We start from the raw sequence: 18,811 nt of genomic DNA on the forward strand, positions 1-18,811 counted from the left end.
CAGGGCCACCCTGGAAGTCGTGGATGCCGACGGGACCCCCGTCGCCGATTCGGGTCTGGCGATGAACAACATGATGGCCGGCATGCAGGCCGCCGATCCCAGACCGCTGGGCGACTCCCGCGAGGTGCCATTGATCGTCGACGGCGTGCGGATCGGCAGCATGACGCTGCGGTTCCCGGCCGAGGAGCTTGCGGCCGCGAGGCGGAGCTGCTGGCCGCGCTGAGCCGCACCGCACTGCTCAGCTCACTCGTTGCCGCACTGCTCGCCCTCGTGGCGGCACTGCTGGTCGCCCGGCGGATCACCCTGCCGCTGCGCACCCTCGCGACGACGGTCCGGCGGTTCGGAGCGGGCGATCCCACGGCACGAGCCGACGCCAGGGCTGCGGGTGAGATCGGGGAGGTCGGCGCGGCGTTCAACCGCATGGCCGACGTGCTGGCCCGCCGCGCCCGTCAGCGCCGCCAGTTCGCGGCCACGGTCGCCCATGAGCTGCGCACACCAATCGCGGTCCTGCAGGCGACCGTCGAGGCGATGATCGACGGCGTCGAGCAGCCTTCGTCCGATGCGTTCGCCGCCCTCCACGAGCAGGTGCTGCGCCTGACGCGCAACGTCGCGGTCTGGAGTCGCTGTCAGCGGCCGAAGGGGCCGACCTCAGCCTCACCCTGGCCCCGACCAACCTGGCCGACGTGGCAGCGCACGCCGCGCATGCGCTCGACCCGCTGTTCGCCAGCGGTGACGTGACGCTGCGGTCGGTGCTGCAGGACGTCGACGTCCACGGCGATGCCGACTGTCTGCGTCAGGTGGTGACCAACCTGCTGTCCAACGTCCTGAAGTTCACACCCGAGGGCGGGACGGTGACGCTGTCGGTTCGACCGCGCGACGGGCATGCCGAGCTGTCTATCGCCGACACCGGACGGGTATCCCAGCCGATGACCAGCACCACATCTTCGAACCCTTCTGGCGCGGGCGCAACGCCGCGGGGGTCGGCGGCCACGGCGTCGGCTTGACGATCGTGGCCGAGCTCGTCCGCTCACACGGTGGCGCGGTCACCGTCCACAACGAGGAAGGTCGCGGCGCTGTCGTCCTCGTACAACTCCCACTGTCGCGCTGATCTCCATCACATCTTCACACGCCCTTCACGCGGTGCCCGCAGGGGCCGGGGAAGGTATGGGCATGACACACACCACGCAGAACCCCACCATGATGACTCCCATCCGAACGCTGTTGCTTGCCACGCTGATGGCGGTGGCCTTCGTCGGCGCCGGCCTCGGCGCAGGGACGAGCCTCGCCAAGCCCGCCGCACAGGACCGCTCCGCGAGCACGGGATCTGGTGGCATGGGCTCGCACATGTCCGAGATGGATGATGTCGACGTGGAGGAGATGGCTGCGCACTGCGCACAGGCGATGGACGACATGGCGCCCCAGGTGGAGCAGATGATGCAGCGCGCCGACGGCAACGGCATGCGCGGGATGATGGGATCGTCCATGATGAACGGCACCATGCGCTGAGGAGCGCAAAGCCGCTGGTCTACGACTTCATATAGTAGTAGATTCGTCGGTCCCACCCCGAGATCGAGCGGAAGGTGTGGCGACATGGACGCCCGGGCAGCACCCGCCGAACGACCGACGCGCAGAGCACGGACTGGCCCTGACCGCCGGACCTTCCTGCGCAACTCCTGGTTGCTCGGCATGGGCGGCACCCTTGGCGCCTTCGGGTTGGCCAGCATCGGCTTCTTGTGGCCCCGACTCGGCGGCGGGTTCGGAGCTGAGATCCACCTCGGCACCGTTGAGGGCCTCCGCACCGCCATCGAGGAGGGTGGCGGCCGATTCGAGTATCCCGCCGGACGCCTCTACATGGTGCGCTACGATGCGGCCCAGGATCCTGACGGGGTCTACCTCGACGTCACCGGTGGCGGACCCGTGATGGCGCTGTACCAGAAGTGCGTCCACCTGGGCTGCCGTGTGCCCTGGTGCGCGTCATCCAGTTGGTTTGAGTGCCCCTGCCATGGGTCGCAGTACAACCGGTGGGGCGAGTACCGGTTCGGCCCAGCACCCCGTGGCCTGGACCGCTTCCCCACCGAAGTCCGCAACGGCGAGGTGTACGTCAACACCAGTCAGATCGTGACCGGCCCCAGCCGAGGCACCAACGTGCTCGGGCAGCCACCCGCCGGCTCTCACTGCACGTAGACAGCCGGCTGGCGGTCTCCATGTCCATGCATGGCGAAACCGCCGATGCCAAGCGGCGGTGCTTCAAGCATCAGGCAGGGATCATCGACGGCCGATGACGGTGTGTGGTGGTGGTGCCTCCACGACGACAGGGCCGTCGTAGGCCGTGTAGTCCTGGACCATCAGGTGTCCCTCGGCCAGCATCCGCAGCCGTCTGATCGGTCCGCTGTCGGGCTCGACCCACACCCGGAACCAGGCCGGCAGATCGGGCTGCACGAACCTGAGCACCTGCATCGGCCGACCGTCGATGCCGTCAGACGCGAGGAGGCGTCTACGCGTTCAAGAGCGTGAAGGCCGATTCGCCGGGACGCTCGGGGTCGGCGGCGACCTCGTCGGCGAAGCCGTGACTTCGGAAGTGCTCCTCGACCTCCGCCGGGTCAAAGCGCAGCAGCCTGCCGGCGCGGTAGTGAGGCATGGCGTTCCGCTTCGCCCAGGCGTAGACGGTCCTAACGGGCACCTGCCAACGCTCCGCGACCTGCGCGGCTGTCAGGAGGGTGGTTGTACTCCCGTCGGAGGTGACTCGGGCGACGGGCTCCAGGACCTCGTGCCGCGCCGCTTCGCGTAGGTTCACGCGGCGGGCGTGGCGCTCACGCGACTTCCCTGTTACATCCATGTCATCGCCTTATGACGCGACCGAAGGGCACTTGATCGCGGGGGTCGGGCCAGGCAACGCCGTGCCAGGGGTCGTCGCCCTCTGCGCCGGGGCGGTTGCCCTCGATGTGCGTGGTGACGGGCAGCGGCGGCCAGCCGCGCGCATCGATGAGCTGTCGGAGGATGCCGCCGATCCGCTTGACCCCCACGTGGTCACAGTCAGAGTCGTCGTGGTGGAGGTTGTCGGTGCCGCATTTCTGGACCACGGTCGTCGCCCCTTCCGTCTCGGCCCCAGCGCACTAGGTTTGGCCGCGCTGCCGAAGGGAGTTGCTCATGAGCTGGTGGAGGTGTGACCCCCCCCCCCGGAGGACCACCCGTCACGGGATAGGCAGGTCGGGCGGGACTGGGACGGGCGACTGGGGTGGCGGGGCGACGCTGGTGTAGGTGCAGCCGGAGGTGCGCAGCGCGGCGATGGTGGGGACGGGCCAGCCGCGCCAGAGCCCCAGCAGCAGGGCTTGGGGGCATCGGCGGCCGGCCGGGGTGTCGATGTGCAGGTGCAGGTGCGGGCCGGTCGAGTTGCCGGCCCCCGCGGTTCCGGGCTGGCCACCTGAACGGCCAAGCGGCTGACCGGCGGCGACCTGCTGCCCGGCGCTGACGTTGATGGCTGACAGGTGGCAATAGGTGATCGAGGCGTGCTGGTCGGCGTTGCGGATGGCTAACCCGTAGCCGCAGTTGCCGGAATCGCTGGCCCAGACGACTTCGGCGTCCACCAGGGCGTACAGGGTCGTGCCGACTGGCATAGCGATGTCGATGCCGACCCGACCGGAGTGATGCGGTCTCACCAGTTGCCATTCAGGGTCGCGAGGGGGCGATGCCTCGCTGGTGACCGCATGCAGCCCGGCGGGGTCGAACGGCAGTGCGTATCCATCTTGCACGACCGCCACCGTCGGTGTTCCCGGCCCGCCGGCACCGGCGAGCCGGTGGTAGTGAGCGATCAGCTCGAGCGCACGGGTGGCGTAGCTCTCCCCTGCGGTGGGGTTGGTGTTGGCTGGTCCGGCATTGTAGCTCTTGGCTGCCCGCCGCGGGTCGTCTCGGCCGCCGAGGGCGACCAGGTAGCGGGCCGCGGAGTGGACCGCATCCAACGGGCTCCAGGGGTCGGCGATGCCGTCGTCGTCTCCGTCTGTGCCGTAGCCCTGCCCGTCGCGGGCTGGCGGGCCGGCCACGTCGAGGTCGTAGCGCCCGGCGGAGGATCGCCAGGTGGAGCCGAGGAACTGCATCGGCCCGCGCGCCCCGGCCTGGTTGATGGTGCCGGGCGGCCAGCAGCCGGGCGCCCGGTAGCGGCCGTGGTCGCATTCCAACTTACCGACTGCCGCGAGCAGCGCCCAGTCAACCTCCCAGGTTTCGGCCGCGTCGAGATAGGCCGACAGCATCGGCTCGGGGATCTCGCCCGTCAGTGGGGCAGGATCGAAGCCAGCGGGCCAGCCGGCGGTCCCGGTGCTGGTGCTCATCATCAGGCCGAGCGGCGGCGCGAGCACGACCACGACGACGGCAGCCAGCGCTCGGCGCATCAGTGGGCCTGCCGGTAGCCGACCAGACGCCAGGTCCCGCCGGGCTCACGGGTGAGGTGAAGTTCGTACACCGACGTGTGGGGCGCGGATGCGAGCTCGGCCAGGTGGGCGGCCGCGACCCGGACGGTCACGGCATCCGGAGAGGCGAGAAGGGTCTCGACGCCCAGGTCCATCACCTCGAGTCCCTCCTCGGCCAGCCCGGAGGCGATCAGCGCGACGGCGACCGCCGCCGGATCGCTGGGGTCGATCGGGCCTGGTGGATGGTCCAGCGGCAGCTCGGGATCGTGGGCGGGCTGTTCGGGCAGTCTCGCGATTGCGACCTGGCGGACGGGCGGGCTGCCCTCCACGGTCGTGGTGCTGGGAGTGCAGCCGGCGAGTGTCAGGGTGGCGACGGCGACGGTGGCGAGGGTTCCGCGTGGATCTCGCGATGCATTGGTGCGTCCCTGTGTCGAGGTCACTCAGGGAATGGCCCTCGGGGGAGGCGGCTTGTGACGTCCAGCGCGGGACAGGACATCGAACGAGAAGTCCGGGAGCGGTCTGTGCGCTACGTTCAGCTGACTGCGCTGCGGAGCTGTGCAACCGTCCGAACGAGCCCAACCTCTTCCAGACCGTCGAGGAGTTGCCACGTCGTCATCGGTGGGTTAGTGAGCGCAGCGGCCTGCGCCGCGACGACTTCCACCACCGTGTCGAGATCGTCGTTCATCAGAGCGAGAACAAATCCATCAGGAGACACGACAGACAGCCCTGTGGGCATCTGTTCGGCGGGGAAGTCATCCAGGTTCGCGGTCACGAGCAACGCCGCGCCGGCAGTCAGGGCCGCGGCCAGGACGTGGTGATCGCCAGGATCGGGCAGATCCTGTTCCTCGGAGAGAGTCTCGTAGCCGCTGACCATGGCGTCAGGCAAGGCCGTCGTCATGAGCCGGCGGGTGCGCGCGAGCTGTTCCTCGCTCAGGTCTGGGCGGTCCTCGATGAGACTGTGGAAGCACTCGTCGAGGATCTGCTCGCTCCAGCGCGCCTGATACAACCCGGCGATGGCGAGGCGGATCAGCAGATCCCGAAGTCGCGCCGGGTAGACCACGTTGGCGTCCAGCAACGCCACCGGGCGAGACATGGATCAGTACAGCCCCAGCTCTTGAGCTTCGGCAGCGAGCGCGTTCACGGCCTCCAAGCGCCGGGCCTGATCGACCTCCCGGTAGAGAAGCACGTCGGAGAGCTTGAGCCGGCGCCGGGTGCCGACCTTGCGTGACGGGATCTCACCCCGGTCGACGAGCCCGACGAGGTAGGGACGCGACACGTTCAACAGGTCGGCGGCTTGCTGGGTGGTGATCTCCTCGTCGTCAGCGATGACCCGTACGGGTTCACCCCGGCGGGCGTGGTCGAGCACCTCGGCAAGTACTCGAACGACCGACGCAGGCACCTCGACCGGTTCACCCTTGCGGCCTCGTGGCATGACGACGACCCGACCCTCGGCAAGCGCGCTTGCTGCTGCCTCTGCCTGCTCCAGTTCAGACTGAACGCTCACCGGGGCCACCTCCACTGAACGAATCGAACGAATCCAACGAAACGAGTGTAGCGAGGAGGTGGCCGGCCACCACGGGGCGGTCCCACTCGAGGGGCAGCGGCGACGGTCTCCGACCGGCAAGCGGCCACGCATCGAGTCCTCGGCCTCCACCCGGCAGGTCTGACTTCCAGGCATGTCGTGTCCGACCTCCGGCATCGCGCGGCATCCGGTCCGCATAGCCCGATCGAGCGCCGCATAGGCCCACGGGCAGAAATCTTCGAGAAAGTCAGGCCGCATAGGCGCCGGCATCAGTTCGGCATCAGTTCCGCATAGGGCAAGGGGAACGGTCGGCGCACCTCCGACCAGAAGGTGCGCCCGATGTATGACCCGACCCCCGCCCCGTTCGGTGACGTGACCCGCCGCTGGACCGCCCTCGACACCGACGAACGGCGACGCCAAGCCGCCCGACTGCTCGGGTTCGGCTGCGCAGGCGACGCCGTTGGCCACGTCGACCGGCCCGGTCTCGACGCCGGCGCCTGCGTCGCCGACGCCAGCGACGGCGCCATCTCGGTGCGTGTCACCGCCACCCCCGGCGCGCTGGAGATCGACCCAGGTGACGGCAGCGGCTCCTTCGCCTGCACCAGCCAGCTGGCGTACGACCCCAACACCTCGTACTACGACCAGGTGCCAGGCGAGCCCAGGGGCGCTTGCGTCCACGTCTACCAGCAGGTCCTCGACGAGGTCACGGCCACGATGTCGGTGACCTGGACGGTCACGTACGACGGGTTCGCGCCCGAGCTCGGCAGTCTGTCGGGCTCACTCGGCACGCAGACCCGCCAGCAGACCGCCACGTTCCCGGTGAAGGAGATCCAGTCAGTGATCGTCCGCTGACACCCGACGAGGCTACGCAGACCGCAGAGGAGGTGGTGGTGGCGGCCAGGATGTGGAAGTCCCGGGCGGGCGGAGCCGTGCGGCTGGTCGCTGCATTCGCGGTGCTGGCGACCCCGCCGCTGCTGTTGGCGGGCACGATCGGGAACCCGCTTCCCTCCTGGCCCGTCGACTGGACCAGGGTGGTCGAGGCCGTCCAAGTCGGTCTGGTTCCGCCGTCGGTCTGGGTCAACGTCCTTGCAGGCGCAGCCTGGGCCGCCTGGGCCGTGCTGGTCGGGATGCTCGCGATCGAGGTGGTCGCGGTCGCGCGCAACCGGCCGTCTCCGACAGGCGTGCCGGGCTGGATCCGGCATCTCGCCCAGGCCCTGGTTGCTGCCGTGATTACCCTGGCCGGGCCCGGCCAGCACGCCCAGGCACTGGGTGATCGGACGGAAGCGCCCATCCTGGTCTGGGCCGCTCCGGCTCTCCACACCGACGGCGCGTCGTGGCTCGAGTCCCAGCCGGACCCCCGGGGTCGCATCGTGACCGTGGCCGAGGGGGACTCGTGGGGCGGGTTCGCCGCTGACGTGGTCGGGGACGCCTCGCTTGGGCCTGAGCTGCGCGCCGCCAACTTGGGCCGACAAGTCGGTTACGGCGACACGATCAGCGAGAGCACGGCGTTCGTCGAGCCCGGATGGCAGCTGATGATCCCGACCCGCCTGGACAGCAGCCCACGCGAGGACGCCGCCGTCCCGGCCGAACCGGCCGGTGCAGCCAGGGATGACGCTGACCTTCAGACGTGGGAAGTCAAGGAGGGCGACCACTTCTGGGGCATCGCCGAGGCGACGCTGACCGAGTCGTGGGGCAGCGTTCCCACGGCCACCGAGATCGCGCCCTACTGGCTAGACCTCATCCAGTCCAACCGTGACCGGCTGCGATCACCCGGCGACCCCGACCTGATCTACCCCGGCCAGGAGCTCGTGCTGCCGGCATCCCCGGTCGCCGCCGAGGGTGAGTCGGCGGCGACCGGGTCCGCCTCGTCGGAGGGCGACACCCGTGACGCCGAATCGCAGCCGGTTGCCGGGGACGAGGGCCCCGCGGGGGCCTCGGCCACCGAGGCCGGTACCCAGGGGGCGCCGTCGGACGCTCGGTCTCCGGGCCCGGTCGAGTCGGCGGATGTCCCGAGTCCGGTCGCACCTGCGCACTCCGCGCAAGCCGACGGTTGGCGAGCGGCGATCGAAGGCGGCGCCTCCCCGGACAGCCAGGAGGAGGCGGCGTCGGCTGAGCAGGAGGACGGGACGCGGACGGCGCTGGGCGTGCCCACGGGCCTGGCCGCAGGCGTGGCCGCGGCCAGCATCCTCGCCGCGGGCGTGATCGCGACGCTGCGGTGGCGTCGGCGCACCCTCCTGCAGCAGCGCGCACCCGGCATGCGCCTGCCCACCCCTCTCCCGGATACGGACGCCGAAATCGCCCGGCTCGATGCCGGCGCAGTGCCCGAGGAGACGCTGGACGACCTCGCGTCGCTGCTGGCGAGCATCCCCCTCGACGTCCACCCCGTGCTGGTGAGAATCACCGACGACGGCGAGGTCACACTGCTATTCGACGAGCGGGGCGTGCTGCCCGAACCCCCGCCGCCGTGGACGCTGGCCGACGACGGCTCCGACGGACCCGTCGGCTGGCAGGCACGGATGGGGGACCGAGGCCCCGAGCGGTCCTTCGGCCTCCCCCTGCTGGTGACGCTGGGCCGCTCCGGCACCTCGACCGTGCTGGCCAACATCGGCGCCATGGGAACGTTGGCCCTTGAGGGGCCGCCATCGGAGGTGTGCCGGCGGTTGCGCGCCATGAGCCTGGATCTGGCCACCTCGCGCGTCTCGTTCCCGGTCGAGATCGCCATCACCGGGGACGAGCGGCTCGCCTCGCTCGACCGCGTCCGGTTGATCGAGGACCCGTCCGGTGAAGTCGAGCAGGCGCTCGCCGAGGTCGGGGAGGTCTTCATCGACGACCGCATCCCCCGACTGCTGGTCTGCCACCACGGCACCGTCCCACCCGAGATTCCCGACGAGCTGGTCGGGATGGTCGGCGTCGTGGCTGCCGGCGCTGCGAGCGTCGGGACGTGGCTGCTGGAACTCGACGACGAGCACACCGGCCGGCTGCGACTGCCCGACGGCGGCACCGTCCGGCTTGCACTGCCCGACATCGACCCCGAGCTCCTCGACGACGAGCTGGCCCGCCTCGACGAGCCCGCCAACCTGGAGCCGGCCGAGCCGCCAGACGAGTTGGCTCGCGTCGCTGCCGACCCCAGCAGCAACGGCCAGCTCACCCACCGCTCCGCGCCGGATACCGAGCCGGCCTGGTGTGAGGTGCGCCTGCTCGGGGCGGTCGAGGTGATCCGCGACGGTGCCCGCGTCGAGGGGCTCACCCCCGGCACGCTGGAGATGTTGGTCTATCTCGCCACCCACCGCCAGGGCGTGACCAAGGAACGGCTCGACGACGTCATCTGGGCGGGCACGGCCGCGCGACCGGGGAGCCAGCGGGTCACCTCCGCGCTCACCAAGCTCCGCAAGATCCTCGGCGACGGGCCGGACGGTCAACCGCTCGTACCCCGCCGCAGCGGCGACGAGCCGATCGTGCTCTCCCAGCATCTCGGCACCGACCTCGACCGAGCGTTCGCCCACCTGGCTGTCGCCCGCGACCTGCCCGCCGAGTTGCGCATCCAGGAGATGACCGCGGCGCTCGAGTTCATCCGTGGTGAGCCCTTGGAAGGCCACGCGTACTCCTGGGCCACCGACATCTGCCAGCGAGCCATCGTCCAACTGCAGGACGCCGCCCTGGAGGTGGCCCGTGCCTGTCGCGAGGCCCGCGATCTCGATGGTGCCGAGATGGCCATCGAGCAGGGCTTAAAGCTGCTCGACCCTAACGGCTGGCTGTACCTCGAGCGCGCCCAGCTGGCACGGCTGCGCGGGCGCCCGGAGCAGCCGCCACGCATCTTCGAGCAGTACCGCCGCAAGCTCGCCGACGACGCCGACGAGATCGCCGGCACCGTCGCCACTCCCCCACCCGAGATCGAACTCGCCTTCCGCGAGCTGATGGCAGGAGCCTGAGCCCTACCCCGGCGAACCGCCCAGGGGCGTGAACTGCACGCGTTCTCGGGCGCGCAACGCGCCCTCGCTTATCCCCAGCTGCGCTCGTCGGCGTCACACCTCGACGCCCCGACGCACAACTCCCTGGGCGTCAACCCAGTTGACCAGGGAGGCCGATCGTGACAACCAAGTTGACGAAGCAGCGTGTCGGCGAGCGCCGCGACACACTTTGGCAGACCGCTGTTCTGGATGTCCTCCGCCTCCTCGTCCGCTCCGGCGCGGATCACCTCGACGCCTCGGCCACCTGGTCGGCCGTCGCCGCCGAAGCATCACGTCGAGCCAACGAGCGCGCCGCCCTCGCCATCGCCGACGGGGACTCGTACGCCGAGGTCGCCCGAGCGCTCGGCATCTCCCGCCAGGCGGCCGCCAAGAGGTATCGGGCGACTCCTCGGCTTGATGAAACGTAGGGGCCGGTTCCCGGACCCAAGCCAACCTCCGTTGCCCAGCAGGAGGAGGATCGGCCATTCCGCTGCGTCTTTGCGGTTGCCTTGGCCAGTCCCCTTGCCGCTACGGGTGAGTGACCCTCGACGATCAGGACGCCAGCGGTTTCCTCCACGTAAGCGCGGGGGAGCGTCTCCGGCCCATCGTCCTGGATGCGCCACAGGGTGCCGCCCGTCATGCGCGGCGCTCTTGCGCGTGGATGATGCTGCCGGCTGCTTGGCGGATCTCGTCGGCGCGCTCGCGGACGAGGTGGGCGTAGGTGCGCCGTATTTCGGCCTCGGAGTTGCCGAGGTAGTCCGCGGTCTCGGAGAAGCTGGCGCCGGCCGCGATCACGACGGATGCGAAGTAGTGCCGCAGCTCGTACTGCTGCAGCCCCTCCAAGGGAGTGCCCGCCACCTGCTGCCGCAGCTTCACCTGCGCGTTGTTGTACGACAGCGGCACCGATCCGAACACGGTGTTGAGCGCCTTCACCGTTCGACGACCTGGGAACAGCCACGGAACCCCGTCCGGCGGGCGGAACTCCTCCAGCGGACCCAGCACGTCGTCCACCAGCTGCTCGAGCAGCAGGATCCGCCGCTCCGGCGACAACATCGTCTTGCCGGTGCGCTGTCCTGCCGCGATCCGCTGGTCGAGCTTGCGCTCCCACTCGGGGTCCATCACGCTGATGCCGCCGCATGCCCAGTAGCCGACGTTCTGCTCGACCATCGAAAGCGCTGGCGTGTAGATCCAGCCGTTGGCCGTGTCGATCAGGCCTTGGTCCCAGCGCATGCCGGCCGCCTCGGACGGACGCATCCCGGTGAGCGCGAGGAACAGGAACCACAACCGGTACAGCTCCCCCACTCCGTCGACGAGCGCCAGCACTTCGCCGAACGTCGGGATCCAGAGCCGCTCGCCCGTGGCCGTCCTCCGCCGGCTGCGGCTGCGGATCGTCTTCGCCGACCGGACGTGGTGGCGTGGCTGCAGCCCCGCGGCCGGGTTGTCTGCCCGCATCCTGGTGGCGACGAGCGTGCGACCCAGCACCAGTGCGAGCTTGACGCGGTTGGTGTAGGCAGCCGGGTCGGCCTCAGTGCGGTGCGAGCACCACTCCTCCAGCTGCCTGGCCGTCAACGTCCTGGTCGTCCAGCGGTGCGGGTGCAGTCCGGTGCCGCGGTCCGGGTCGATCCACGGGTACAACGAGTAGCGCGCGGTCTTGCGGTACCCGTTGATCGTCGCCGCAGCCAGCTGGTCGTGGCGTTCCAGGTACAGCAGGACCCCCTGCACGAGCTCGCGATCGATCACCGTGTCCGGCTTCAAGCTCTCCTGTTCCTCGCGCGTCAGATCCGACTCGCGGTCGCGGAACTCCCGAGCGTCCTCCACGGTGTCGAACGTGCGGCGGACACCTCCGCCACCGATCGCGCGAAATCGTCCCAGCGTCCCGTCGCGCTTCACCCGCTGGTAGATGTTGCGCTCGACCCGCACATCACTGGTCGGCCGGGGCGACCGGCGCGACTTCGATCGCGCCTTCGAAGGCGACCCCCTAGGCTGGGATCGTCCGCTACCCCGAGTCGTCATGAGGAGGTCACCTCCGATCGCGAACCAGGTCCCTGACGCACTCGTGCGGTGTGCTGACTGCCTCCGCGAGCGTATCCGAACGGGCTGATTCTTCCCACAACGTTTCCCACAGCCCCACCAGGGCCTGACGCTCGAAGGAGGTGATGATGGTCAACAAGCTGGCAGCCGAGTCTTCGCCGTATCTGCGGCAACACGCTGAAAACCCTGTGGATTGGTACCCCTGGGGCGATGAAGCGTTCGAGGAGGCGCGTCGTAGAGACGTGCCGATCTTCCTCTCCATTGGGTACTCGAGCTGCCACTGGAGACCGAGCACTGGTGCCACGTGATGGCCCACGAGTCCTTCGAGGACGAGGCCACCGCGGCGTACATGAACGCCAACTTCGTCAACGTCAAGGTCGACCGGGAGCAGCGCCCCGACGTCGACAGCGTCTACATGACCGCCGTCCAGGCGCTGACCGGGCAGGGCGGCTGGCCGATGAGCGTGTTCCTGACCCCGGACGGCACGCCGTTCTACGGCGGCACGTACTGGCCGTCCACGCCGCGCGGGCAGATGCCGGCGTTCACCCAGGTGCTGCAGGCGGTCGCCGGGTCGTGGGCCTCGGAGCGCGACAAGGTGCTCGAGGGCGGCGAGCGGATCACCGCCCACCTCCGCCACACCCAGGACCTGGGGGAGGGACGGGCCGTCGACGCGGGTCTGCTGGACACCGTCGCCGAGCGGGTCGTCTCGACCTGGGACCGCACCCTCGGCGGGTTCGGGCAGGCGCCGAAGTTCCCCCAGGCGATGGTGATCGACTTCCTCCTGGCCCACCACCAGCGCACCGGCGACCCCGACTCGCTCGCGGCCGCGGTGCACAGCCTCGAGAAGATGTCCCGCGGGGGCATCTACGACCACGTGGGCGGCGGGTTCGCCCGGTACTCCACCGATGCGCGCTGGCTGGTCCCGCACTTCGAGAAGATGCTGTACGACAACGCCCTGCTGCTGCGCGCCTACACCCACGCCTGGCAGATCACCGGGCAGCCGCGGTTCCGGCGGGTCGCCCTGGACGTCGCCGAGTACATGGTCGACGAGACCCAGCAGCCCGACGGCGGGTTCTCCTCGGCGACCGACGCCGATTCGGAGGGTGTGGAGGGCAAGTTCTTCGTGTGGACCGCGGAGGAGTTCGACACCGCCGTCGCCGCGGTCGGCGAGGACCCGGCGCGGTGGCGCGAGCGGCTAGGCGTCGTCGAGGAGGGCAACTGGCGGGACCCGCACGGCCACGCGCCGCCGCGGGCGAACGTGCTGCACGAGGTCGTCGCGTTCGAGGAGGACGATCCGGGCTTCGCGCGGCGCTGGGCGGCGGTCCGCCAGTCGCTGCGGGAGCGCCGCGACCTGCGCGTCGCCCCGGGGGTGGACGACAAGGTGCTGGTGAGCTGGAACGCGCTCGCGATCGCGGCGCTCGCCGAGGCGGGGGCGGTGTTCGACCGCGCTGACCTGGTCGAGGCGGCCCAGCGAGCCGTGGTGTTCGTCCGCGACGAGATGGTCGTCTCCGGGGTGCTGCACCACACGTGGTCGCCGGGGCATGCCGCGTCGGTGCCGGCGCTGCTCGAGGACCTCGCGCTGCTGGCCCGCGCCCTGCTGGTGCTGTACGAGGCCGACGGCGACGCCGGCTGGGTGGCGTGGGCCACCGCGCTGGCCGGCGAGGTGGAGGCGCGCTTCGCCGACGGCGAGGGGGCGTACTACGCCACGCCGGCCGGGTCCGCCGAGGGCCCCCACCTGATCCTCCGCCCCCTCGACCTGTGGGACAACGCCCAGCCGGCGGGCTCCAGCGTGATGGTCGAGGTCGGCGCCCGCCTGGCGGCGCTGACCGGCGACCTCGCCCACCGCGACCGCGCGGTGGCGACCGTCACCCGCTTCGGCGACCGGCTGGCCAGGGCGCCGCTGGGGTACGGCGAGCTGGCGCTCGGCGCGGAGCGCTTGCTGGCGGGTCCGGTCGAGGTGGCGATCGTCGGTGACGATCCCGCCGACCTGGTCGGGGTGGTGCGCGACACCTGGCGACCGGGCGTGGTGCTCGCGGTGGGCTCGGGCGAGGACGGCGGGACGGTGCCCCTGCTCGCCGACCGGCCGGTCCGCGACGGCCGGCCGACCGCCTACGTGTGCCGCGGGTTCACCTGCGACGCCCCGACGACCGACCCCGGCGACCTGGCGCTCCAGCTCGCCAGCGCGGTGGGGGTCGACGGCGGCTGATGGCCGTGGAGGGGGTCGGCCGTCCGGTCGTCCGCGCGGTCGTGGAGGATCCCGGTCGCCTCGATCCCCGGGCGTGGCCGCTGACGGTCCCCGCGGTCGCCCAGCTGGTCGCCGAGGGGATGGAGCTGGCGCCCGGCGTCACGTTCCTCGTCGGCGAGAACGGGTCGGGCAAGTCGACGATCGTCGAGGCGCTGGCCGTCGCGTTCGGGCTCAGCCCCGAGGGCGGCACCCCGTTCGGGCAGCACTCCACGCGGCCGAGCGAGTCGCCCCTGGGCTCGGCGCTCCGCCTGCAGCGGGGTGTGGCGGCGTCGCGCTACGGCTTCTTCCTGCGCGCCGAGACCATGCACGGCTGGTTCACCTTCCTCGAGCAGAACCCCGGACCGCGCAGCGACCCCCGGTTCCACGAGATGAGCCACGGCGAGTCGTTCATCGCCCTGCTGCGCAGCCGCTTCGAGGGCGGCGGGTTCTACTGCCTGGACGAGCCGGAGGCGGCGCTGTCGTTCTCGAGCACCCTCGCGCTGATCGCCGTGCTGTCCGACCTCGTCGCCGATGGCGGCCAGGTCGTCTGCGCCACGCACTCCCCCGTCCTGGCGGCCATGCCGGGCGCGGCGATCCTGGAGGTCGGCAGCTGGGGGTTGCGACCGGCCCGGTGGGACGACCTCGAGCTCGTCGCGCACTGGCGGGGCTACCTGGAGGCGCCGGAGCGGTACCTCCGGCACCTGCTTGGCTGACGCTGCGTGGGTTCAGCTGCGGGGTTCAGCGACGGGGTTCAGCGACGGGGCGCGTCGAAGTCGTAGGACTCGCCGAGCAGCCCGATCAGCTCGTCGGTCAGGTCCTCGGGACGGCGGAGGTTCCAGGTGTGGTGGTGCACGATCCCCTGGGACTGGACCTTCCGGTCGGGCTCGGGCGCGGTGACGACCCGCGGCAGCTTGAGCGACAGCGCCGTCCAGCGGGTCATGGTCCGCAGCGCGCAGAACGTCGACGACCGCTTCACGAACAGGCCGACCTGCACGGGCTCGACCCAGGCGTCGGGCAGCTCGGCCACGGCCTCGATCAACCGCTCGGCCACGGGGCGCTCGTGGGGCGGGGACGTCGCCAGCCACTCCTCGAGGGTCATGGCCGGCGCGCAGACGTGCCCGGCGTTGCGCCGTCCGAACCGGCGGCCGCAGTCGGGGCAGGTCCAGGTCGCCACGGCTAGAGGGTGCCCTGCACGTAGGCCCGGCCGATCAGGAACGCCATCGCGGCGCTGAGGGTGCCGAGGAGGCTGAGGACCGCGATCACGCGGCTGCGGGTCTCGGGCGACCGCCAGGAGAACCAGCCGGCGATGATGTACAGCCCGAGGGGGATCAGCCCGCCGACGTAGTGGATGTAGAGCTGGGCCACGCCGAGGCCCTGGTCGAGCAGCTTGATCCCGATCAGCGCCTGGGCCATCAGCGCGACCTGGGTGACGACCAGGCTGATCCGCACCCCGCCGTCGAGCGGCGTGCCGCCGAGCGCCCGCTTCGCCGTCCAGACCGTGGTGACCAGCAGGGAGAGCACGACGATCCCGCCGACCGCCTCGTGGACGGCGGGGGAGACGAAGATGTTGTCGATGGTCCCGTCCTGGGGGGTGACGGTGGCCAGGGCAGCGGTGAGGGGGGCGGTCATGGGCCCCGAGTCTGCCCCGGTCGTGCCAGCTGCACGTCGTCGGGTGCTCAGCACGGCCCAGCTGCACGCCGTCTGGTGCTCATCACGGCCCGTCTGCACGTCGTCGGGTGCCCGACGCGGCCCACCTGCACATCGTCGGGGACCCTCCGGGACGACGTGCAGTCGCGCTCCTCCCCGCACCCGGCAGCGTGCAGATGCACGGGCCGGCTAGCCGGACGACGTGCAGTCGCGCCCCTCCCGGCACCCGGCAGCGTGCAGATCGCCTACCGCGGGGTGGCGTCCGTCACGTCGAAGGCGTGGCCGTGGCCCGGGACGATGCGGTCCGCGCGCTCGAGGACGCGGGCGCGGTGGGTGTGGAGCAGGTCGAGGTCGACGGCGCGCGGGTCGGACTCCGACCGCTCGTCCCACCACAGGTGGGTCAGCGCGACGACGCCGTCGGGCGTCGTGACCAGCGTGGTGATGTCCTCGTGGGTGTGCCCCGGCGTGTGCATGAGCGTGACGCCCTCGACGACCTCGACGCCCTCGGCCTCGCGGGACGTCCACAGGTCGCCGTCGTAGACCGCCCAGTGGTCGTGGACCCGCGCGAGGGCGAACAGGCCCATCCAGCGGGTGTGGTCGGGGTGGTGGTGGCTGACGATGACGTCGGTCACCTGCCCCGAGTGGAACCCGGCGACCTCGAGGGGTCCGAGGAGCGCCTCGGGGCCGGGGCACATCCCCGGGTCGTGGACGATCACCCGGTCGCCCGCGGTGATGAGGGACGCGGTGGCGCCGACGTGGTTCGCGCCGTCCACCTCGCCGCCCCTGACGTAGCCCTCGAACAGCACCTTCAGCTCAGCGGTCATGTGCGGATCCTGCCCCGTGGACGGCGTCGGGCACCACCTGCCTGCCCGGCGCGGCGGATCCGCTGTGGACGCGGCGGTGCGATGTGCCACCGCCTGGTTAGGCTGCCTCCCCGTGAGCACCGCGCACGCGACGACACGACCCGCGACCGGTCCGCACGTGGTGCCCGAGCACCTGCTGGCGCCGCTGAACCCCGAGCAGGCCGCGGCCGCCGGCACGCCGGTGGGGCCGGTCCGGATCCTCGCCGGCGCCGGGACCGGCAAGACGCGGACGATCACCCACCGGATCGCCGGGCAGATCGCCTCCGGCGCGTTCGCCCCCTCCGAGATCCTCGCCGTCACGTTCACCGAGCGGGCGGCGGCGGAGATGCGCAGCCGGATCGCCGCGCTGCTCGCCGAGTCGAGGCCCGACGGCGCGCAGGTGACCGTCCGGGCGCTGACGTTCCACGCCGCCGCGTGGGCCCAGGTCCGCCACTTCTGGAGCGCACTGGTCGACGCCGGGGTCGCGTCCACGCCGTCGGGCGGGCTGCCCGAGGTGCTCGGCTCGAAGCTGCCGCTGCTGTTCTCCGCAGCTCGGCGGCTGCGGGTCGACGCCTCGGACCTCGCCGCGGAGGTGGAGTGGGCCGCCAACGCCGACCTGACCCCCGACGAGGTGGCAACCAGCGGCCGGGACGAGCTGATCGACCCCGCGACCCTGGCCGACGTGGTGCGCGGCTACGGCGAGGAGAAGGCGCGTCGCGGCGTGATCGACTACGAGGACATGCTCCGCCTCGCCCGGGCGCTCCTCGACCTCGAGGGTCCGGCGACGACGATCCGCGAGCGCTACCGGACCTTCACCGTCGACGAGTTCCAGGACACCAACCCGCTGCAGTGGCGGCTGCTCCGCGCCTGGGCCGGCGACCGCGACGACGTCTGCGTGGTCGGCGACCCCGCCCAGACGATCTTCAGCTTCACCGGTGCGGACAGCCGGTTCCTGACCCGCTTCGACCGGACCTTCCGCGGCACCACCACGGTGCAGCTCGACCGGTCCTACCGCTCGACGCCGCAGGTGCTCACCGTCGCGAACGCGGTCCTCGGCCGGCGCGCCCCAGATCTGCGGGCGACGCTGCCCGGCGCGGGCGCCCTCGAGCCGACGTTCGCCGAGTGCGCCGACGACGAGGCGGAGATCCGCCGGGTGACCGATGCGATCACCGCGCTGGCCGAGGGCGGCCTGCCCTACGGCGAGATGGCGATCTGCTACCGGATCAACGCCCAGGCCGCCCCGTGGGAGGATGCGCTCCGCGAGCGCGGCATCCCCGTCCGCGTCCGGGGCGAGGGGTCGTTCTACACCCGCCCGGAGGTCCGCCAGGCCGTCCGGGCGTTGCAGCAGGCCGCCAGCCGTCCGCCGGACGCCGGCGGGCCGCCACCGGTCGTGGACGCGCCGGTCGCGAACCCGAACGAGGTCACCCGCGCCGAGGAGATCCTCCGCGACGCCCTGAGCTGGCGTCCGGGCCGGCCGCCCGAAGGTCGTCGCGCCCGCGAGCGGTGGGAGGCCGTCGAGGCGGTCCGCGACGAGGTGGCCGACCTGGTCGACGGCGGTGCCGACCTCGCGAGCGCCGCAGCCGAGCTGGCCGACCGCGTCGCCGCCGGCGCCGACCAGGCCACCGACGCGGTCACCCTGATGAGCCTCCACCGGGCCAAGGGGACGGAGTTCGACGCGGTGTTCCTCGTCGGCGTGGAGGAGGGGTTGGTGCCGATCAGCCACGCCTCCACCGAGGAGGAGGTCGACGAGGAGCGGCGCCTGCTGTACGTCGGGGTCACCCGCGCCCGGCGGTGGCTGTCCATCACCTGGGCGACCACCCGACCCAACCGGTCGGGCAAGCCCACCAGCCGGCGGCCCAGCCGGTTCCTGTACGGCCTGGGTGAGGGCGCCCCGACGCCTGGCACCACCTCGTCCTCCCGCAGCCGCGGGCGCGCGCGGAGCGGCGGCGCGTCGCTCGACGCCCTGCCCGACGACGCCGACCCGGTGCTCGCCGAGCGCCTGCGCACCTGGCGGCGCGATCGCGCCCAGGCCGACGGCGTCCCCGCGTTCGTGGTCTTCAGCGACGCGACCCTCATCGAGCTCGCCACCCGACGGCCGGCGGACCGCGCCGCGCTGCTCCGCGTCTCGGGCATCGGCCCCACCAAGGCGGACCGCTACGGCGCGGACGTCCTGGCGACGATCGCCGGGCGGGCCTGAC

General features: G+C 71.4%; 21 protein-coding genes and 1 pseudogene. 12 read left to right on the plus strand and 10 right to left on the minus strand.

Features of this window, described 5'->3' with window-relative positions:
- Positions 1–19: 19 nt before the first annotated feature.
- The 5 genes and pseudogenes from ACEQ2X_RS17495 (at position 20) to ACEQ2X_RS17515 (ending at position 2,184) form a co-directional block, all read left to right on the plus strand.
- Positions 20–223, plus strand: coding sequence for a hypothetical protein (locus tag ACEQ2X_RS17495; RefSeq protein ID WP_370327128.1), 204 nt, complete (start codon positions 20–22; stop codon positions 221–223).
- A gap of 47 nt (positions 224–270) precedes the next feature.
- On the plus strand, positions 271–738 hold the full coding sequence (locus ACEQ2X_RS17500) for a HAMP domain-containing protein (protein WP_370327129.1): 468 nt from the start codon (positions 271–273) through the stop codon (positions 736–738).
- A gap of 62 nt (positions 739–800) precedes the next feature.
- A pseudogene (locus ACEQ2X_RS17505) lies at positions 801–1,108 on the plus strand (sensor histidine kinase).
- A 62-nt stretch (positions 1,109–1,170) separates the two neighbouring features.
- The gene (locus tag ACEQ2X_RS17510) at positions 1,171–1,506 is read left to right on the plus strand and encodes a hypothetical protein (protein WP_370327130.1); all 336 of its coding nucleotides are present in this window, start codon (positions 1,171–1,173) and stop codon (positions 1,504–1,506) included.
- Between the two features lie 84 nt (positions 1,507–1,590).
- Positions 1,591–2,184 (plus strand): ubiquinol-cytochrome c reductase iron-sulfur subunit, encoded by a 594-nt coding sequence (locus ACEQ2X_RS17515; protein WP_370327131.1) that lies wholly within the window; start codon positions 1,591–1,593, stop codon positions 2,182–2,184.
- Positions 2,185–2,265: 81 nt separating this feature from the next.
- Here ACEQ2X_RS17515 and ACEQ2X_RS17520 read toward each other — a convergent pair whose 3' ends face one another.
- The 6 genes from ACEQ2X_RS17520 to ACEQ2X_RS17545 form a co-directional block, all read right to left on the minus strand.
- Positions 2,266–2,457 (minus strand): hypothetical protein, encoded by a 192-nt coding sequence (locus tag ACEQ2X_RS17520; RefSeq protein ID WP_370327132.1) that lies wholly within the window; start codon positions 2,455–2,457, stop codon positions 2,266–2,268.
- A 37-nt stretch (positions 2,458–2,494) separates the two neighbouring features.
- Positions 2,495–2,836, minus strand: coding sequence for a helix-turn-helix domain-containing protein (locus ACEQ2X_RS17525; RefSeq protein WP_370327133.1), 342 nt, complete (start codon positions 2,834–2,836; stop codon positions 2,495–2,497).
- A gap of 355 nt (positions 2,837–3,191) precedes the next feature.
- Positions 3,192–4,382 carry a peptidoglycan DD-metalloendopeptidase family protein gene (locus ACEQ2X_RS17530; RefSeq protein WP_370327134.1) on the minus strand — a complete coding sequence of 397 codons (1,191 nt, stop codon included), beginning with the start codon at positions 4,380–4,382 and terminating at the stop codon, positions 3,192–3,194.
- A complete protein-coding gene (locus ACEQ2X_RS17535) occupies positions 4,382–4,729 on the minus strand; it encodes a hypothetical protein (protein WP_370327135.1) in 348 nt (115 codons plus the stop codon). Before ACEQ2X_RS17535 ends, ACEQ2X_RS17530 begins: the two co-directional genes overlap by 1 nt.
- 203 nt (positions 4,730–4,932) lie before the next feature.
- Positions 4,933–5,481 carry a PIN domain-containing protein gene (locus ACEQ2X_RS17540; RefSeq protein ID WP_370327136.1) on the minus strand — a complete coding sequence of 183 codons (549 nt, stop codon included), beginning with the start codon at positions 5,479–5,481 and terminating at the stop codon, positions 4,933–4,935.
- Positions 5,482–5,496: 15 nt separating this feature from the next.
- Positions 5,497–5,904, minus strand: a complete 408-nt coding sequence (locus ACEQ2X_RS17545) for an excisionase family DNA-binding protein (RefSeq protein WP_370327138.1) — start codon at positions 5,902–5,904, stop codon at positions 5,497–5,499.
- Positions 5,905–6,261: 357 nt separating this feature from the next.
- On the opposite strand from ACEQ2X_RS17545, the gene ACEQ2X_RS17550 reads away from it, so the two are divergent.
- From ACEQ2X_RS17550 to ACEQ2X_RS17560, 3 genes are all read left to right on the plus strand, one after another.
- Positions 6,262–6,774 carry a hypothetical protein gene (locus ACEQ2X_RS17550; protein ID WP_370327139.1) on the plus strand — a complete coding sequence of 171 codons (513 nt, stop codon included), beginning with the start codon at positions 6,262–6,264 and terminating at the stop codon, positions 6,772–6,774.
- A 38-nt stretch (positions 6,775–6,812) separates the two neighbouring features.
- Entirely contained in the window at positions 6,813–9,851 is a 3,039-nt protein-coding gene (locus tag ACEQ2X_RS17555; protein ID WP_370327140.1) for a hypothetical protein, read from the plus strand.
- Between the two features lie 170 nt (positions 9,852–10,021).
- The gene (locus ACEQ2X_RS17560; RefSeq protein WP_370327141.1) at positions 10,022–10,297 is read left to right on the plus strand and encodes a hypothetical protein; all 276 of its coding nucleotides are present in this window, start codon (positions 10,022–10,024) and stop codon (positions 10,295–10,297) included.
- Between the two features lie 208 nt (positions 10,298–10,505).
- On the opposite strand, the gene ACEQ2X_RS17565 is transcribed toward ACEQ2X_RS17560, so the two are convergent.
- The gene (locus tag ACEQ2X_RS17565) at positions 10,506–11,789 is read right to left on the minus strand and encodes a tyrosine-type recombinase/integrase (protein ID WP_370327142.1); all 1,284 of its coding nucleotides are present in this window, start codon (positions 11,787–11,789) and stop codon (positions 10,506–10,508) included.
- A gap of 239 nt (positions 11,790–12,028) precedes the next feature.
- Here ACEQ2X_RS17565 and ACEQ2X_RS17570 point away from each other — a divergent pair, with 239 nt between their 5' ends.
- The 3 genes from ACEQ2X_RS17570 to ACEQ2X_RS17580 are packed head-to-tail and all read left to right on the plus strand — an operon-like array spanning position 12,029 to position 14,837.
- Positions 12,029–12,208 carry a DUF255 domain-containing protein gene (locus ACEQ2X_RS17570; RefSeq protein ID WP_370327184.1) on the plus strand — a complete coding sequence of 60 codons (180 nt, stop codon included), beginning with the start codon at positions 12,029–12,031 and terminating at the stop codon, positions 12,206–12,208.
- On the plus strand, positions 12,208–14,106 hold the full coding sequence (locus ACEQ2X_RS17575) for a thioredoxin domain-containing protein (RefSeq protein WP_370327143.1): 1,899 nt from the start codon (positions 12,208–12,210) through the stop codon (positions 14,104–14,106). Before ACEQ2X_RS17570 ends, ACEQ2X_RS17575 begins: the two co-directional genes overlap by 1 nt.
- Complete coding sequence (locus tag ACEQ2X_RS17580; RefSeq protein WP_370327144.1) at positions 14,106–14,837, plus strand: AAA family ATPase; 732 nt, start codon at positions 14,106–14,108, stop codon at positions 14,835–14,837. Before ACEQ2X_RS17575 ends, ACEQ2X_RS17580 begins: the two co-directional genes overlap by 1 nt.
- Before the next feature lie 38 nt (positions 14,838–14,875).
- Here the strand turns inward: ACEQ2X_RS17580 and ACEQ2X_RS17585 are convergent, their stop codons facing one another.
- The 3 genes from ACEQ2X_RS17585 to ACEQ2X_RS17595 all read right to left on the minus strand — a co-directional run bounded on the left by ACEQ2X_RS17585 (position 14,876) and on the right by ACEQ2X_RS17595 (position 16,595).
- Complete coding sequence (locus tag ACEQ2X_RS17585; RefSeq protein ID WP_370327145.1) at positions 14,876–15,298, minus strand: DUF5655 domain-containing protein; 423 nt, start codon at positions 15,296–15,298, stop codon at positions 14,876–14,878.
- Positions 15,299–15,300: 2 nt separating this feature from the next.
- Positions 15,301–15,753 (minus strand): hypothetical protein, encoded by a 453-nt coding sequence (locus ACEQ2X_RS17590; RefSeq protein ID WP_370327146.1) that lies wholly within the window; start codon positions 15,751–15,753, stop codon positions 15,301–15,303.
- A 263-nt stretch (positions 15,754–16,016) separates the two neighbouring features.
- Positions 16,017–16,595: an MBL fold metallo-hydrolase gene (locus tag ACEQ2X_RS17595; protein ID WP_370327147.1), complete on the minus strand. Its 579-nt coding sequence runs from the start codon at positions 16,593–16,595 to the stop codon at positions 16,017–16,019.
- Between the two features lie 112 nt (positions 16,596–16,707).
- Between ACEQ2X_RS17595 and ACEQ2X_RS17600 the strand changes: the two genes are divergently transcribed.
- Positions 16,708–18,810, plus strand: a complete 2,103-nt coding sequence (locus tag ACEQ2X_RS17600; protein WP_370327148.1) for an ATP-dependent helicase — start codon at positions 16,708–16,710, stop codon at positions 18,808–18,810.
- Position 18,811: the final 1 nt, after the last annotated feature.

The organism is Euzebya sp., assembly GCF_964222135.1.
Taxonomy (GTDB): domain Bacteria; phylum Actinomycetota; class Nitriliruptoria; order Euzebyales; family Euzebyaceae; genus Euzebya.